The sequence below is a fragment of the Acinetobacter sp. ANC 4204 genome (assembly GCF_002135205.1).
In the GTDB taxonomy this organism is placed as follows: domain Bacteria; phylum Pseudomonadota; class Gammaproteobacteria; order Pseudomonadales; family Moraxellaceae; genus Acinetobacter.
This window is the reverse complement of sequence record NZ_NEFZ01000001.1, coordinates 461,868-478,370: the sequence shown is the minus strand read 5'-3', so window position 1 is coordinate 478,370 and position 16,503 is coordinate 461,868. Positions and strand designations below refer to the sequence as shown.

The window sequence follows — 16,503 nt, the reverse complement described above, 5'->3', positions numbered from 1 at the left end:
TAAAATCATGAGTATTTTAGTTATCGCTGAGCACGACAACAAAGCACTAAATGGTGCAACTTTAAACGTTGTTGCTGCAGCTCAAAAAATCGGTGGTGATATCACTGTATTAGTTGCAGGTTCTGGCGCACAAGCAGTTGCTGATGCTGCTGCAAAAGTTGCGGGTGTAAGCAAAGTATTACTTGCTGACAATGCAGTTTATGCAAACCAATTGGCTGAAAACGTTGCTGCTTTGGTTGCAGACATCGCGAAAGGCGGTTACAAACACGTATTGGCTGCATCAACTACAACAGGTAAGAATATTCTTCCACGTGTAGCTGCACTTCTTGACGTAAGCATGATCACAGACATCATCGCTGTTGAATCTGCAAACACGTTCAAACGTCCAATCTACGCAGGTAATGCGATTGCAACAGTTCAGTCTGATGAGGCAATCATTGTTGGTACTGTACGTGGTACAGCATTTGACCCTGTCGCTGCTGAAGGTGGTTCTGCTGCAGTTGAAGCTGTAAGTGATGCAAAAGATGCAGCTATCTCTAAGTTTGTTGCTGAAGAGATCGTGAAATCTGAACGCCCAGAATTAACTGCTGCGCGTATTGTAGTTTCAGGTGGTCGTGGTGTGGGTTCAGGTGAGAACTACCATACTGTTCTTGATCCATTGGCTGACAAATTGGGCGCTGCTCAAGGTGCATCACGCGCTGCGGTTGACGCTGGTTTCGTTCCAAACGACATGCAAGTGGGTCAAACAGGTAAAATCGTTGCACCTGATCTGTATATCGCTGTAGGTATCTCTGGTGCGATTCAGCACTTGGCAGGTATGAAAGATTCTAAAGTGATCGTTGCGATCAACAAAGATGAAGAAGCACCAATCAATGCAGTAGCAGATTACTGGTTGGTAGGTGATTTGAATACCGTTGTTCCTGAGTTAGTTTCTAAAATCTAATCACGAATAACCGTTTCAAAAAAGTGCCCCTGTGTAGGCAGTTAAACTAAAATTTAACTGCATTCACAGGGGCATTTTCTATTTGTCATTTTATGGATTGAGTTGTATTTTTCAGGTGAAAAGACCTGATGTCCCTCATTTAAGTTTGTCGTTTTAAACCATTGTATTTTGTAAAATGTGATCAAAATTAAGAATTCTTTAAGATTGGTGTGTTAGCTCATTTTTGTATTTGTGATATTATTTGCCATCTATTTTTAAGCTTAACTTATACAAAAACTCTTTTGTTAAGTTGGGGGTCACTGTTTTGCTCATTGATACTCGGGTGTCTTGGTCTGTTCTGATCATCACTCTTTTGTGTTTACTTTTTCCCTTTCTCGCAGACTTTCAGTTTCCACTCATTGGTGGTGCCGTTGTTCGTGCTGTAGAAAATATTCAGGCCATACTCTTGTTGACGTTTGCAGCAATTAGTTATTTCTATATGCAACCGATGAAACTGCCTGAGACTAAAAAATACTTTTGGCTATGGTCTGTGCTGTGGTGGTTACTTTTATTCGGTCGTAGTATTAGTTGGGGGCGTGATTACTTTCCAGATGTGCCTAAAATGTATTTTCGAGGTATCTCGATTATTCTAATCGGCTCTGTTGTGTTTATGTTGTTTGCAAAGCCGTTACGAAAAGAGATTGCGTTTAAAATGAAGCATGTGGCCATTCCAGCATGGGCTATGTTAATGACTCTAATGGGGCTAATTATTTCAGATGGGATTGAGCATAGTCGTATTTATGGTGGGATCTTTTTACATTATGTTGCCTATAAAGACCTCATGGAGGAGCTGTATGAGTTTCCTTTGATTATTGGTCTATTTATGATGGCTTTCAATATTATGCAGCAAGATAAGCAAGTATTAAAATAATAGCTTTTATCAACATGTATGATCTAAAGCCCTCAAAAATGAGGGCTTTTTTACTTTTTATATGATGCCAAAAGACAATAGTGGTAAGCGTGAAAATGAGATCCTATACATGTGTAAAAAATAACCCCTAAATTAAAGAAAATTAACGAGATTAACGACGACTAAGCGACACAAAAATCAGAGTATTTATGCTATAATTTACGGCTATATTTTAGTTTTTAGTTCAGTCTTTTGAATTAATAATTTTGCAAGTTTTACGACATATAAATGCAAGCGGCTTTACGTTTGTAGAATAAGGAGTATGCATGAGCGTATCGGAAATCAGACCGATTGCGATTGAGGATGAACTCAAGAACTCGTATCTTGACTATGCAATGAGCGTGATTGTTTCTCGTGCTTTGCCCGATGTTCGAGATGGTCTAAAGCCTGTTCATCGTCGTGTGCTTTATGCAATGCACGAATTGGGCAATGACTACAACAAAGCTTATAAAAAGTCTGCCCGTGTGGTTGGTGATGTAATCGGTAAATATCACCCGCATGGTGATTCTGCTGTGTATGAAACCATCGTTCGTATGGCTCAAGACTTTAGCTTGCGTTATCAATTAGTTGATGGTCAGGGGAACTTTGGTTCGGTCGATGGTGATAGCGCAGCTGCGATGCGTTATACCGAAGTGCGTATGCGGAAGTTGACTCATGAAATCTTGGCCGATCTTGAAAAAGATACGGTGGATTGGGAAGACAACTACGACGGTTCTGAGCGTATTCCTCAAGTCATGCCGACGCGTATTCCAAATTTATTGATTAATGGGACGACAGGTATTGCTGTGGGTATGGCGACCAATATGGCGCCACACAACATGACTGAAGTGGTGAACGCTTGTTTGGCTTATGCTGAAAACCCAAATATTTCAATCGAAGGGTTGATGGAATATATTTCGGGCCCAGATTTTCCTACAGGTGGCATTATTTACGGTAAAGCGGGTATTGTAGATGCTTACCGTACGGGTAAAGGTCGTTTGCACATTCGTGGTAAATACCATTTTGAGGAAGACCCAAAAACAGGTCGTACCACGATCGTGTTTACCGAGATTCCGTATCAAGTCAACAAAGCGAAAACCATTGAGCGTATTGCTGAACTGGTAAAAGAGAAAAAACTTGAAGGTATTTCAGAGCTACGTGACGAATCTGATAAAGAGGGTATGCGTATTGCCATTGACTTGAAGCGTGGTGAAAACGCTGAGGTTGTGGTGAATAATCTGTTCCAAAATACACAGCTTGAAAACTCATTCAGCATTAACATGGTCTGCCTAGATAATGGTCAGCCAAAGTTAATGAATTTGAAAGACATTGTTGCGGCATTTATTCGTCACCGCCAAGAAGTGGTGACACGTCGTACGATGTATGAGTTACGCAAAGCACGTGAACGTGGTCATATCTTAGAAGGTTTGACTGTTGCACTTGCAAATATTGATGCAATCATCGAAACTATCAAGACATCAGCAAATCCATCTGAAGCACGTGAGCGTTTGCAAGCAGGTGAATGGGCAGCAGGCAATGTAATTGCATTGCTTGAAAAAGCAGGTTCAGTTTCTGTACGTCCAGATGAAATTGAAGGTGAGGATCCAAGTCGTCCGTTTGGTTTGGACGGCCAGATTTATCGTTTGTCACCTGCACAAGTGGGTGCGATTCTTGAACTTCGTTTACACCGTTTAACTGGTTTGGAACAAGACAAGTTACAAGCTGAATATACTGAAATTTTAGGTCAGATTACTGAACTTACAGCGATTCTCAATGACTTTAATTTATTGATGGGCGTGATTAAAGAAGAGTTAGCTTTAATTTTGCAACAATATGGCGATGCGCGTCGTACCGCAATTGTTGAGTCGCGTATTGACTTCTCTCGTGAAGATTTAATCCCTGAGGAACAAGTCGTATTGACTGTTTCTAAAACAGGTTATGCAAAAACTCAACCGCTGTCAGATTATGCTGCGCAGCGTCGTGGTGGTCGTGGTAAGTCTGCGACATCAATGAAAGAAGATGATTACATTCAACACCTGATTGTGACATCGAACCACGCAACTGTGCTGTGTTTCACCGATGTAGGTAAAGTTTACCGTCTGAAAGTGTTTGAGGTGCCACAAGCGTCACGTGGTTCAAAAGGTCGCCCAATGGTGAACTTACTTCCATTGGATGCAGATGAAACGATTACAGCGATTCTTCCTGTGATTGATGCACCGAAGAAATTTAAAGAGCGCTTAGCTGACTTTAAAAACTTTGTTCGTAGCAATGTGGCGACATTACGTGAAAACAGTGTTTTTGAAGCGCACTATGAAGCACTGAAAGCGTCATTTGATGAATTGGCAGAAGATGCGGATGAACTATCTGATGCACTGCGTAAGCAATTGAAAGAGTTAGGTGTTGAGCTTTCAACATCGGATTTGGACAATGAAACGTTGGTGGAATTTGCTGATCTAGCAGAGAAAATGCGTAAGAATTTCTTTGTATTTATGGCAACGGCATCTGGTACAGTAAAACGTGTTGAACTTGAACAGTTTAGTAATGTTCGTTCAAATGGTTTACGCGCAATAGAGCTCAATGAAGAAGATACTTTAATTGGTGTAGCTATTACCGATGGCGAGCAACAAATCATGTTGTTCTCGAACGAAGGTAAAGCTATCCGTTTTGCTGAAACTGATGTTCGTGCAATGGGGCGTTCTGCTAAAGGTGTCCGTGGTATGCGAGTGACCATTGGTTCTGCTCAAGCGGATGAAGTGGAAGAGTCTGATTCGGAAGAAGATGATTCAGATGCAAACTTTATTAGTCGTATTGTTTCATTAGTGGTTGTGCCTGAAACTGGAGAAGTTTTATGTGCTTCTGCCAATGGCTATGGTAAACGTACACCAGTAGATGATTTCCCAACCAAGAAACGTGGTGGTAAGGGCGTAATCGCCATTAAGACCTCTGAGCGTAATGGCGAGCTTGTGGGTGCAGTAGCGATTGATGAAACCAAAGAATTGATGCTGATTTCTGATGGTGGCACTTTAGTACGTACCCGTGCTTCTGAAGTTGCGCAGACCGGTCGTAACGCTCAAGGTGTTCGTCTCATTCGTTTAGGTGAAAATGAAACCCTGGTAGGTGTTGAGGCGATTGAAGCAGTTGAAGATGAAGAGGAAATTTTAGACGAGTCCTTAGATACTGTTGAAGAAATGGTGGCTGATGACACAAATCTAGAAGTACCTGAGAATTCAAGTGATTTGAATACACCAAATGAAGAATAAGTGAATGAAAATGAAAAGGGCGCTTCGGCGTCCTTTTTTATACAAACAATACAGCGATTGTTGGGAAAGATTATGAAGCTAAAATTATTGATACTAGGCTGTGCATTGGCTTTAACAGCTTGTGATAAATTGGGACAAAAAGCATTAGACTCAATTCCAAATCCGAGTCCTGTACAGGAAAAAGTGGCTCAAGACGCCTATCAAGCTTTTACTCGAGGTGATTTTCCACAGCTCTATACTTATTTTGAGCCAGAGTTACAGCGTGAATTTAAAACTCATGAAAAAGACATGCGTAAGTTCGCAAAAACCATTCCTAAACAAGCTATTACGACTCAAAAAATTGTATCGAAACACATTGAAAAATCCACAGCAAAACCGAGCTTATATGCTGTAACGTATGAATATGCTTATAGCAATAAAAACCTAGTTCAGTATGATGTTGGTTTTGACAAAGCAGGCGGAAGTACAAAAATTCGTAGTTTTGACGTGAAACTTTATGGGGCTTCAACGGATTAACAACTGAGACTAGAGTATTTGAGGCATCGGTGTTTAGCGGTGTCTTAGACGCCAATAGGCAAGACCTGAACATACCAGACCAAACACAAATAGGTATAGGAGTTTGGGGAGAACAAGAGCAGTTGGTACACCCATTTGGTTGAGTTGGATAAACATTTGAATCCCTTGGGTGGAAGGTAAAATGTGACCTAAATATTGTATCCATGTTGGCATTGCAGCATGTGGCCATGCTGTACCTGAGAGTAGAAATAGCGGAATAGACGTAAATACAATGACATGTCCTGCACGCTCAGGCATATCGAAAAATGTTGAAATCAACATGCCTAAAGCCACGATACAGCCTATAAAAATCGGTACAGCCAGTAGCATGCCGCTAAAATTCCCTCCATGTGGGTAGTCATTGATCCAGTAAACAAAACCGAATAGATATAAACAACCGAGCATACCAATGGTCAAAATGGCTGAAAAAATAGCAAAAAACTCAGTTGTCGTTGGTCGCCATTTTTGTTCGCGATATCCAGCCAATAACATGCCTAAACCAAGCACGATGGTTTGATGAATAATCAACGGGGCTATGGCTGGGAAAATATAGCTGCCGTAGCCCGACATGGTGTTAAACAGTGGTGTTTGATGAATAGAAATAGCGGGTGAGAAGTGTGCGATATTACCAAATTTTTCCACATGCTCGCGTACAGCATTTTCAATTGAGGTCGCGAGCCCTAATCCAATTTGCTTGGTTTTTAAAAAATTTGCTGCACTGAGATATAGTCCAATTCCACCGACTTCTCCATGCTGAAGACTATTGGAAAGATTCTCAGGTAAAAGCAAAATGCCATCGGCTTGCTGCTGTTTAATCATGTTCTCAGCTTCAAGGAAATTGCCTGTGACAGCTTTAACTTCAACATTTGGACTGAGCGAAACCTGTTGAATAATGTTATTCGTCACAATACTTTGCTCTTCATCCACAATTATAATGGGCAAAGCTTCTGCTTGTTGTGCTTTGTAGGCAGTTGGATAGAAAACACTATAAAAAATCACCGAGAGGATGAGTGTGGTTAGAATCGACTGATTGGCAATGATGTCTTTAAATGTCTTGAGGTAATAGTGCAAAAATAACTTCATGACGCTACTCCTTTGATCCGTTTTTTGAGCAGTAGGACAGAGGTCACAGCGTAAAAGACCACATAAAGGATCAGAATGAATAAAGGCAACAGCGATGAGCTGATTGGGCTACCAATGACCCATTGTTCGGTTTGTAGTTTGGCATAGGGTGTATAAGGGATAATATTGGCCCAGAATTTGGTAAACAGTGGCGCGTTATTTAAGGGGAGGGTCACTCCTGCAAAACTGAGTGATGAGCCTCCATAGACCGCAATTAAACCAAAGGTTTTAGATAAATTATTGGTGGCTAAAACAATGCTGCTACTGATTAAGGCATAGGCACTATAAAATAAAAGCTGTGCCAGCATGATCAACCAAAGTTGACCTGCAACAAACCAACCACGAATTTCGATTAACCAAAACATCCAAGCCCATGTCCAAAGACTAAAAATGAGTACATAGGTCAGGTTTTTAGAGAGAATAGCTGTAAAAGCCGATTGTTTGTTTAGCCAATTTTGTGCTGTCTGGAACTTAAATTCCTGACCAACTGAGAATGCGACACAGCAACAGAGCAGTAAATGCAAAATCGCAGGAATCATAAAAGGTTCTAAATAGAACTCATAACTCAAGTTTGGGTTATATAAGGTCGAGACTTTAACGTGGGGTGTCGGTATATCTAAGTAAGGAGTGATATTTTCTAAATAACTTTCACCAGCATAGTCTGCCATGGCTTCAACTGTGCTGACTAACATGGCTGATGAAATGGTGTTACCCACACTAAAGTAACTTTGGTTATAGGCAATGCTGATTTCAGCATCTTTAGCTTGCACAAAACGTTGTTCGGCACCATTGGGGATACTGACATAGCCCCAAATTTTGGTTTGGTTCAGTAACTTTTCGACTTCTGTGTTTTGATCGCTGATGATGACTACATCTAAAGTATGGTTGAGTCTTAAGTAGCGTTGTATATTTTGGCTTAGCTCACTTTGGTCTTGGTCAATAATTGCAATAGGCAAATGTTCAGGCTTGCCTTGGGCAAACATGCTGGAAAACAACACGATAATAAACAGTGGGGCAAGCGTAACTAAACATAAATCCCACTTATGTTTAAGTAAATAATTCAGTTCCCGCAGTAGCCCAATTAGCATTATTTGCTCTCTTTGACTTTAAACAGCACACTCATGCCGACTTTTAAGTCAGGAATGTCTTGGGCAGGGGTTAAATGAAGTTTAAAACTGCGAATGTCGTAGCCCCCTGTTTGACGGGTGGTTTTAATGGTTGCAAATTCACCTTCGGCATCAATACTTTTAATATCAAAGTTGGCGTTTAGGTTTAAGGCTGGAATAAAGCCTTGAATTTGTTTTGCTTGGTAAATGTTGGCATATTGGTCTTCACGAACGTTGAGTGACACCCAAAGCTCGCGATCTTGAATAATACTCACAATCGGCACACCCATTGCTACTAGCTCGGAGGGCTTACCATAAGTTTTAGATACGGTGCCATTAATTGGCGAGAGTAGTTTGGTTTCGGCTTCAAGCGCATTCGCTTCTGCAACTGCTGCTTTTGCAATTTGAACTTGTGCATCGGCTGAGCTTTTCTGTTGTGGTGTACTGCCACGCTGTGCACGTTCATATTGTTGATATGCCGCTTCTGTCATTTGAGTCGCAGACTGAGCAGCAGCATGCATTTCATCACGACGTTGGCGTGAAATAACACCTTGTTGGTATAAGTTAGCCCCACGTTGATAGGTGGTTTGCGCTAAGTTTTGCTGTGCTTTGAGCGCTTGCCAGTTGGCATACAAACTGGCAATATTTTCTTCCTGAGAACCACGGTCAGCGGTGGATTGTAGTGCTAAAGCGGCTTGTAAACTGGCAAGAGCTTGTTGTTTTTTTGCATCAACTTCTGGGCTGTACAGTCGAACGAGTTCTTGGTTTTTAGTGACTTTTTGTCCATCATGCACATAAATTTCTTCGATTCGGCTTGGTACTTTGGTGCTTATATGAAGCGTTTCAGCTTCAACACGGCCTTGAATATCAACAGTTTTAGGTTGTTGATAGGCTTTCCAAAGACCAAAAGCAATTACGCCCAAAACTAGGATGAGTGCTACTGTGCCGAGGACTTTAATTCTTTTTGACTTTTGATTTGTGTCGGTCGTATCTGATGATGAATTATCCTGATTTATTTTAGTCTGGGCTTGGTCTTCTCGTTGCTCTGTTGTTAACTCATCTTGTGAGGGCGCTATTTGATCTTCTACTGTTTCAGATTTTTGTGGATCGGGCTGATTTTGATCTTGATTCATTAAATGGCTCTCATCAAAGAATTAACGAATAAATCGTGTATTGGGTTGTAGAAGATAGGTTTGAAATTGATCAATCGAACCGTGGCTCTGTAATAATGTTGCCAGTGACATGACATATTTATAGGCATTGAGTGCAGTTTCTGCTTTTAGAGCACTCAGTATGTTTTGTGCATCAATCACCTGAGTGGCGGTACCCATATCTTCTTTAAAGGACAGTTCTTGTATACGTAAATTTTCTTGCGCTGCTTTTATATTTTGCTGCAATAGCTGATCACTTTGCTGCGCTGTGGTGGCTTCGCTATACGATTTATAAATTACATTTTCAATTTCTTGCTTGGTTCGTGCTGTCATCAATTCAGAAGCATAGCGTTGTAACTCTGCTGCTTGGACATTTTTATTTTTATCAATGCCTGAGAACAGATTGTACTGTGCGGCTAAACCAATAATCCAGTTGTTTTTATCATCTAAACTATATTCACCGAAGGCAAAAATATGCGGTTTTTTGGCGGCATTTTGTACCTTAACATTGGCTTGAGCCAGTTGCGTATCCATTTGCATTTTCTGTACTAAAGCAGAGTGATCTGTATACGATTTGAGTAGTGCATTCAAATCTTGATTTTGTGTACTGTTAATGAACAATGGTGTGGTTAATTCTGTAATTTGGCTGCTTTGTAAGAGATTATTCAGTTGAAATAAACTGGCTTTTAAATTGGATTGGCTCGCTTGTTCACTCCGCTGGGCATTGTTTTTTGCCACTTCAAACTGCATGCGTTGCCCTTTACTGATAAAACCTTGTTGTTCAAGCTTGAGTGCATTGTTGTAATGTTTTTGCATGGACAGCAAATTATATTGACTAGAGCTCAATAGTTGCTGTTGCAGTTGAACATTGAAATAGGCTTGAATCAATTCAAAGCGTTGTAGGTCTTGCTGTTGTTTTGTATTGAGTTCGCTACGTTTGGCCTTAATGTTGGCGACTTGTTTTGCACTTGAGGTTAATCCACCTGTATAAAGTGGCATCATTGCTGAAATGCTCGGGCGAATGACTTGATCTTCTAAAGTGACCTGTGAACTGTCTGGAATCAGTCCTACGCCTTGATGGATGGTCTGATCAATACCTTGTTGTAGACCGCTTAAATCGCCTAAATTAGGGTTTGAATTTTGCCATTGATCAATTTGTGTGGCTACACCATCAGACAGTGTTTGTTCTAAATTATTTTTGAGTGCTCCAAGCGGTATATCAAGCTCATTATGAAAGGCATAAGCACGTACGTTCAGATCGACACGAGGCAACCCCAAGCCTTTTACTGCTTCAGCTTCAAGTTTTGACGCTTGCTGCAAGGCTTGAGTGGCTTGTGTGCTATAAGAATCTTGTAACACATTTTGTTCAGCTTGCTGGTAGCTGATGGGCGCTGCAAAAGCAGTAGAGTTAGTGCCAAAACTAAAAGCTAACATGCTGAATGATAAGATTGATGGCAGTGATATACGCAATGAGAATTTGTTGGTCGGTGTGTTAAGCATGTTGGATAGTCTTTGTGGCATGGACACGACTCTTTTCTATGTTTTGCACATTATACGCATAATCTAGTTATGCTGAATGTTGACTCAGTTATTGAATTGTTTAATTTGCAAATGTATATCAATAGATTAGCGATATTTTTACACAAAATAAATGCATTTGCCTTGGCGTAGATAAATGGCTGATACCTTTCTGTAGGGGATGTGACTTATGGTTCGTTAAAATTGGAGTGTTGATCTTGATTGAATTTTTGACTGTAAAGGTGAGACAACATTGAAATTTTTCCGTTGAATTTACTGCAAGCCCCGTCTATCTGTGGTTAAATGCCATCATTTTATTGTGTTTCACTTTGAAAGGAAAAATCATGCGCGCGTACAACTTCTGTGCTGGTCCTGCTGCATTACCTACTGCCGTTTTAGAAAAAGCTCAAGCTGAAATTCTTGATTGGCAAGGCAAGGGTCTTTCCATCATGGAAATGAGTCACCGTAGTAAAGACTATGTTGCAGTTGCGGAAAAAGCAGAGGCAGACTTACGCAAACTCATGAACATTCCAGAAAATTACAAGGTATTGTTCCTTCAAGGGGGAGCATCACTTCAGTTTTCTGCGATTCCTTTAAACTTGTTGGGTAAAAACAGCAAAGCGGATTATATTCATACGGGAATTTGGTCTGAAAAAGCGTTAAAAGAAGCGCAGCGCTATGGTGATATCAATGTCGTTGAAGCGGGCACGCAGATTGATGGAAAACTAGCGATTGCAGACGCAAGCACTTGGAATTTGTCCCAAGATGCGGCTTATGTGCACTATGTAGACAATGAAACCATTGGCGGTCTTCAGTTTGCGAGTGTTCCAAAAGCTAATGCTCCACTGGTTTCAGATTTCTCTTCAAGTATTTTGTCTGCACCAGTTGATGTTACTCAATTTGGGATGATTTATGCAGGTGCGCAGAAGAACATTGGCCCTGCGGGTTTAACCTTAGTGATTGTTCGTGAAGATCTGCTAGATCAAGCTAAACCTGAAATTCCAAGTATTTTGAAATATTCTTCACAAGCGAAGAATGATTCAATGGTGAATACACCATCAACTTATGCATGGTATTTATCTGGTTTGGTGTTTGAGTGGTTGCTTGAACAAGGTGGTGTCGAAGCAATTCATAAAGTGAACCTTGCAAAAGCAAATCTGCTGTATGGTTATATTGACTCAAGCGATTTCTATGCAAATCCAATTGCTGTGCAAAACCGTTCGATTATGAACGTACCATTTACTTTGGCGAATCCTGATCTAGAGAAGTTATTCCTTAAAGAAGCAGAAGAAAACCATTTGTTGAATCTTGCAGGTCACCGCTCAGTTGGTGGGATGCGCGCAAGTATTTATAACGCGGTTCCATTAGAAGGCGTTCAAGCACTTGTGAACTTTATGGATGACTTTGCGAAACGCAATGCTTAAGCCATAGAGCCATTAAAGCCAACTTAAAAGTTGTAATGCCAGTCAGTTCAGAAACTGACTGGCATTTTCTTTTAGACTTTATCAGATATGCGGAAGCGTCATCCGCAACCTGTCTAACTTTTAGCTTGGGCTGTTTTTTTTAACAAAAGTTGTTCAAACGACGCAAGTGAACAGGTTTTGCGGATGACAAATGTTTTCCTTGCGAAGCTTCGCTTCTCATTTGGCTAAACAAAAGAACAGAACGAACTCCCAAAAATTGATTTAGAACAGTAAGACTCCGTTGAGAATAGCCCAACAGTAAATGCATTTACTGATCAGCCGTACATCGCTTGATGGGCTTTTTTTATTGGTTTTTTCACACATTATCTAAAAGAATCGTGACATTTTAGTGTCATGCCAATGAATGATTCCTTTTAGGTATTGCCTAGTACGGACGTCCACCAGCAAGACTAATCCGTTTCAGTAAGCGACGTTGATCGACGGGAAAGGGGCGGCGTGAGTGCAAAGTCACTTGATTATCCCAAAAAACAATATCACCTGTTTCCCAATGATGCTCATAACGAAACTCTGGTTTCAATATGTGCGCACGAAGTTCAGCAATCAATTCACTGCCTGTCGTATCATCGACATTGACCAATTCAACTTCCGAACGCGTATTTAACCAAAGTGCTTTTCGCCCAGATTCTGGATGTGTGCGGACTAAAGGATGTGGATAGGCATGCCCTAAAATCGGTTGATCTTTAAAACGATAATAAGGTGAGTCTGCATAACCCGAATTGCCTGTATTGCTCTGCGCACGGACGAATGGGTTATAAGTAATCAGCTGTAGCTGGTCGATTTGTTTTTTGACATCATCGGAAAGCGCATCATAGGCTTTGATGGTATTGAACCATGATGTTTGTCCGCCATCTTGAGGAAGCTCAAGGGCATAGAGCAGAGAGCCAAAAGAGGGAAGAGGTGTCCACTGGTGATCCGCATGTGGGGTGAGTTCGCCGTGACCTGTGTAGTCGCCTTGCCCAACTGCATTAGAGACAGGAACCACATCGGGGGGGACGCCTGTGTCGGACTGGCTGGCGAGTACCGGATTGTCGGCACTTGGGCGAAAAATAGAGCCAAAATAACTGGCAAAGGCTAAATATTGTAGATCATCCAGAGTTTGATTTTTAAAAATTAAAATCAGGTGTTCAGCCAAAGCTTGTTTTAAGCGATAGATGGTTTCTCCTGCTTGGGCTTTACGGGCATCTAAACCCAAAACCACCGCGCCTAAGGCTTCTTTCGCAAGTGGGATAATGTGTATTTCTTCTGGGTTTTGAAATTGTTCTGGTTGATGCCAACGTGGGGCATCATGAATTGCTTGTGAAAGTTGGGTTAATGCGGTCATGTTGATTATTTTCTCTAGATATGGGGTCTAGAGAAAATGTAGTCAATATATGTACAAGCTTAAAATTAAAAGAAATTCTAAGCTTATGAGAAAAATGCTAAGGCAATGATTATTTTACTTTTTATTTAAAACGAAATATGTAGTTCAAAATGTGCAGATTTAATGTGCGCAAAATGCCTGATTAAAATACTCAAACAGGTCTGGCGTATTGAACCAAAGAGCAATGGATAAGCCGAATAGTGCAACCATTGAAAGACCAATACTACACTTCAGCCATAAAAATGAATTAGTCATGGACAACCGCCTTTTCATCGACAAAGAAATGTACCAGTACACCCAATACACTCAGGGCGATAGAGAACAACCAAATCAAGTCATAATTACCTGTAACGTCATGATTCACACCACCCAGCCAGCCACCGAAAAATGAACCGACTTGATGGGTAAAGAACACAATACCACTCAACATGCTCAGGTACTTAATGCCAAACATATTGGCCACAATACCGTTAGTTAAAGGTACGGTAGATAACCATAATAAACCCATCACGACGCCAAAGCTATAGATGGTGAGTGTGCTCAGCGGTAGCAACAAGAAGGCAATAATCGCAATGCCACGGAGCCCATATAAACCCATGAGTAACTTCGGTTTGGAATATTTACCGCCTAGCCAACCTGCGGTATATGTGCCGACAATATTGAATAAACCGACCAATGCCAAGAACACTGTTCCTGTGGTGGCATTAAAACCATGATCAATCAAATACCCAGGTAAATGGATACCAATAAACACAACTTGGAAACCACATACTAAAAAACCGAGTGCTAAAAACCAAAACGGTTTATGGTTTTTAGCAATGATGAGGATATCTTTAAAGCTGAGTTGAACTTGGTTGGTTGGTGCATTGGCTACAACAAAAGCAGGGGCTTTGAGCATCCAGGCTAAGGGCACAATAAATGCGATCAAAATGGCACTCACGACCAATGCCGCCGACCAGCCATAGTTTTGTAGTAGAAGCAGAGTGGAGGGCAGCATAATGAACTGACCAAACGAACCTGCTGCACTGGCAACCCCCATAGCAAGGCTACGTTTTTCAGGTGGTGCAGCACGCCCCACCGCAGACAAGAGTACCGAAAAAGAGGTGGCAGATAATGCTAAACCTAAAATAAGGCCGACACTTAGGTTGAGTAGCCAACCTGTGGAGCTGATCGCCATCAGGAGTAATCCGATGGTATACAGAACACCACCAATAGCTACGACAATTTTAGACCCGTACTTATCAGCTAAGGCCCCTGTAAAGGGTTGTGCAGCGCCCCAAATCAGGTTTTGCATGGCAATAGCCAAACTAAAAACATTATGTCCCCAACCAAATTCATTGCTCATAGGAACAAGGTAGAGTCCAAAACCATGCCGAACACCGAGTGAAAGTGCCAAAATCATGGCACTGCCAATGAGCATATAAATCAAAGGTTTGGAAAATTGACTCTGAGACATACGTTAGATGCGCAATGAAGATAAGAATAGTCGCTATTGTACGTAATATATCGAAGTAATTCGATATTTGAATGAATTATTTGAAAAGTGTTATAAAAAATTTGGGTCATTAGGCAGAAGTTGCCCAGACCTGAATGTATCAATTAGCCTGCTTCCAAAGGGAAAAGATGCTTACATATCTCATTTGTAAACTGAGCCAGACAGAACTGTGGTGCATCGAAAGGAAAATGAGATGTGTAGTGCATGTTTAAACAGAGACTTTGCCTACTTTGGGCTAAACAAAAGTAGGCAAAGGATTAAATTGAATGAGAACTCGATATTCAGATGAAATTAGTATTTATAATCGAGTTGTAACCAGAATTTATCGGTATTTACGCCATAGTCTTCAGCTTGATAGCTTGAAAATTTGCCGAGTGCGGACAAACCTTTGAGTGGAAGAGGGTGGGTAAATGACACAGCAAACTCTTGTCCATAATCCATATTTTTTTCATCGCTACGATAATGGTGATATTCCGTACCTAGCTTGCCTTGCTTTAAAATATTAAGGTTTGAGCTGAGGTACAAATCAGTTAGACCATTTGCAGGTGTATTGAGAAAAACATCTGTCCAACCATTAAATTTATGTTTCGTTGCTAAAGGGGTTTGAAAGCCAATTTTTCCGTCATCACTTCCGAGGACTTCGTAGCCAATTGCAATTTCACCTAATGGTTTAGCTGCACCTACGTTATAGCCAAGTTCGAAGGTATAATAGTCTGCATCATAAGATGTTGGTTGGTCAGCATATTCAGATTGTTTGGCATATTCAGCCACATAACGTAAATTTTTATTTTTGCCTGTTAAACGTAGACCATAGGTTTGATTTGACCACGCTGGTAAGTCTTCAAAATCCATGAAATAACCATAAGCTGTAGCATTCAATAGTGGATTGTAATTAAATTTGGCTTGAATTAAGTGAATTTCACTGTCTTGTTCGCCATCTTGAGCGGCTACATATTTGGGCTTTGGCTCTTCGCTTCCAAAAATGGTATTGACCTGATCTATGTATGCATAATACAAGCCCAACTGCTGTGTTGGCTTAATATTTAAACTGACTGCATCGAAAGTTTGGTCGTTTTGACGCCATGCAACAGAACCCACAAAACGTTGATTATCTAGATTAATTACTTGACGACCAACTGTTAAATCGGCCTTAGGACTATAAACGTACTTTAAATAAAGCTGATTTAATTGTAGGTTTTCAGGGTCAGGTACACTGCTATAACCTGTTTCAGCATTACGTGTACTGTTAAAATGATCATTAAGTTCAAGTGTTCCTTCACCTTGCACAAAGCCGCTTAATCCATGCCAACTGCCTGTTTGTAGTGCAGGACGAATGCGGAGAGTAAAAGCTTCTGCGTTATCAAGTTTATTATCTTGATCTACCATTTCATAGCGTAAGCGCGTGTCTAGTGAAAACTTGGTTTGTGATAAAAAGTTATCGGCTGCATAGGATGTCGTTGCTGAAATGCAGGCAAGTGAAAGCGCAGAGAGAGTACGCAATTTCATAGAAATTCCCCTGATTTTTTTTAAAGATAAGTTTAGAAAGTTAGGGGGATGGTGTGTCTTCACCATCACCCTAGA

At 40.9% G+C, this 16,503-nt stretch carries 13 protein-coding genes; 5 read left to right on the top strand and 8 right to left on the bottom strand.

Going from position 1 to position 16,503, the window contains the following annotated elements:
- The first annotated feature begins 7 nt into the window (after positions 1 to 7).
- The 4 genes from B9T36_RS02440 (at position 8) to B9T36_RS02425 (ending at position 5,647) form a co-directional block, all read left to right on the top strand.
- Complete coding sequence (locus tag B9T36_RS02440) at positions 8 to 943, top strand: FAD-binding protein (RefSeq protein ID WP_086207985.1); 936 nt, start codon at positions 8 to 10, stop codon at positions 941 to 943.
- A 304-nt stretch (positions 944 to 1,247) separates the two neighbouring features.
- Positions 1,248 to 1,853 carry a hypothetical protein gene (locus B9T36_RS02435; RefSeq protein WP_086208246.1) on the top strand — a complete coding sequence of 202 codons (606 nt, stop codon included), beginning with the start codon at positions 1,248 to 1,250 and terminating at the stop codon, positions 1,851 to 1,853.
- Positions 1,854 to 2,158: 305 nt separating this feature from the next.
- On the top strand, positions 2,159 to 5,131 hold the full coding sequence (gyrA, locus tag B9T36_RS02430; protein ID WP_086207984.1) for a DNA gyrase subunit A: 2,973 nt from the start codon (positions 2,159 to 2,161) through the stop codon (positions 5,129 to 5,131).
- A 72-nt stretch (positions 5,132 to 5,203) separates the two neighbouring features.
- Entirely contained in the window at positions 5,204 to 5,647 is a 444-nt protein-coding gene (locus B9T36_RS02425; protein ID WP_086207983.1) for a DUF3887 domain-containing protein, read from the top strand.
- A 33-nt stretch (positions 5,648 to 5,680) separates the two neighbouring features.
- On the opposite strand, the gene B9T36_RS02420 is transcribed toward B9T36_RS02425, so the two are convergent.
- Genes B9T36_RS02420 through B9T36_RS02405 form a run of 4 tightly spaced genes read right to left on the bottom strand, consistent with a single transcriptional unit; the run spans position 5,681 to position 10,499 of the window.
- Complete coding sequence (locus tag B9T36_RS02420) at positions 5,681 to 6,769, bottom strand: ABC transporter permease (RefSeq protein ID WP_086207982.1); 1,089 nt, start codon at positions 6,767 to 6,769, stop codon at positions 5,681 to 5,683.
- Entirely contained in the window at positions 6,766 to 7,896 is a 1,131-nt protein-coding gene (locus B9T36_RS02415; RefSeq protein ID WP_086207981.1) for an ABC transporter permease, read from the bottom strand. Before B9T36_RS02415 ends, B9T36_RS02420 begins: the two co-directional genes overlap by 4 nt.
- A complete protein-coding gene (locus B9T36_RS02410; RefSeq protein ID WP_086207980.1) occupies positions 7,896 to 9,047 on the bottom strand; it encodes an HlyD family secretion protein in 1,152 nt (383 codons plus the stop codon). The genes B9T36_RS02415 and B9T36_RS02410 overlap by 1 nt, the downstream gene beginning before the upstream one ends.
- A gap of 21 nt (positions 9,048 to 9,068) precedes the next feature.
- Positions 9,069 to 10,499 (bottom strand): TolC family protein, encoded by a 1,431-nt coding sequence (locus tag B9T36_RS02405; protein WP_086207979.1) that lies wholly within the window; start codon positions 10,497 to 10,499, stop codon positions 9,069 to 9,071.
- Positions 10,500 to 10,927: 428 nt separating this feature from the next.
- Here B9T36_RS02405 and serC point away from each other — a divergent pair, with 428 nt between their 5' ends.
- Complete coding sequence (serC, locus tag B9T36_RS02400; RefSeq protein WP_086207978.1) at positions 10,928 to 12,007, top strand: 3-phosphoserine/phosphohydroxythreonine transaminase; 1,080 nt, start codon at positions 10,928 to 10,930, stop codon at positions 12,005 to 12,007.
- A gap of 424 nt (positions 12,008 to 12,431) precedes the next feature.
- Here the strand turns inward: serC and B9T36_RS02395 are convergent, their stop codons facing one another.
- The 4 genes from B9T36_RS02395 to B9T36_RS02385 form a co-directional block, all read right to left on the bottom strand.
- Positions 12,432 to 13,388, bottom strand: coding sequence for a TauD/TfdA dioxygenase family protein (locus tag B9T36_RS02395; RefSeq protein ID WP_086207977.1), 957 nt, complete (start codon positions 13,386 to 13,388; stop codon positions 12,432 to 12,434).
- Positions 13,389 to 13,547: 159 nt separating this feature from the next.
- Positions 13,548 to 13,682, bottom strand: a complete 135-nt coding sequence (locus B9T36_RS19305) for a hypothetical protein (RefSeq protein WP_265733394.1) — start codon at positions 13,680 to 13,682, stop codon at positions 13,548 to 13,550.
- Positions 13,675 to 14,883: an MFS transporter gene (locus tag B9T36_RS02390; protein ID WP_086207976.1), complete on the bottom strand. Its 1,209-nt coding sequence runs from the start codon at positions 14,881 to 14,883 to the stop codon at positions 13,675 to 13,677. Before B9T36_RS02390 ends, B9T36_RS19305 begins: the two co-directional genes overlap by 8 nt.
- 330 nt (positions 14,884 to 15,213) lie before the next feature.
- Positions 15,214 to 16,428, bottom strand: a complete 1,215-nt coding sequence (locus B9T36_RS02385) for an alginate export family protein (RefSeq protein ID WP_086207975.1) — start codon at positions 16,426 to 16,428, stop codon at positions 15,214 to 15,216.
- Positions 16,429 to 16,503 lie beyond the last annotated feature (75 nt).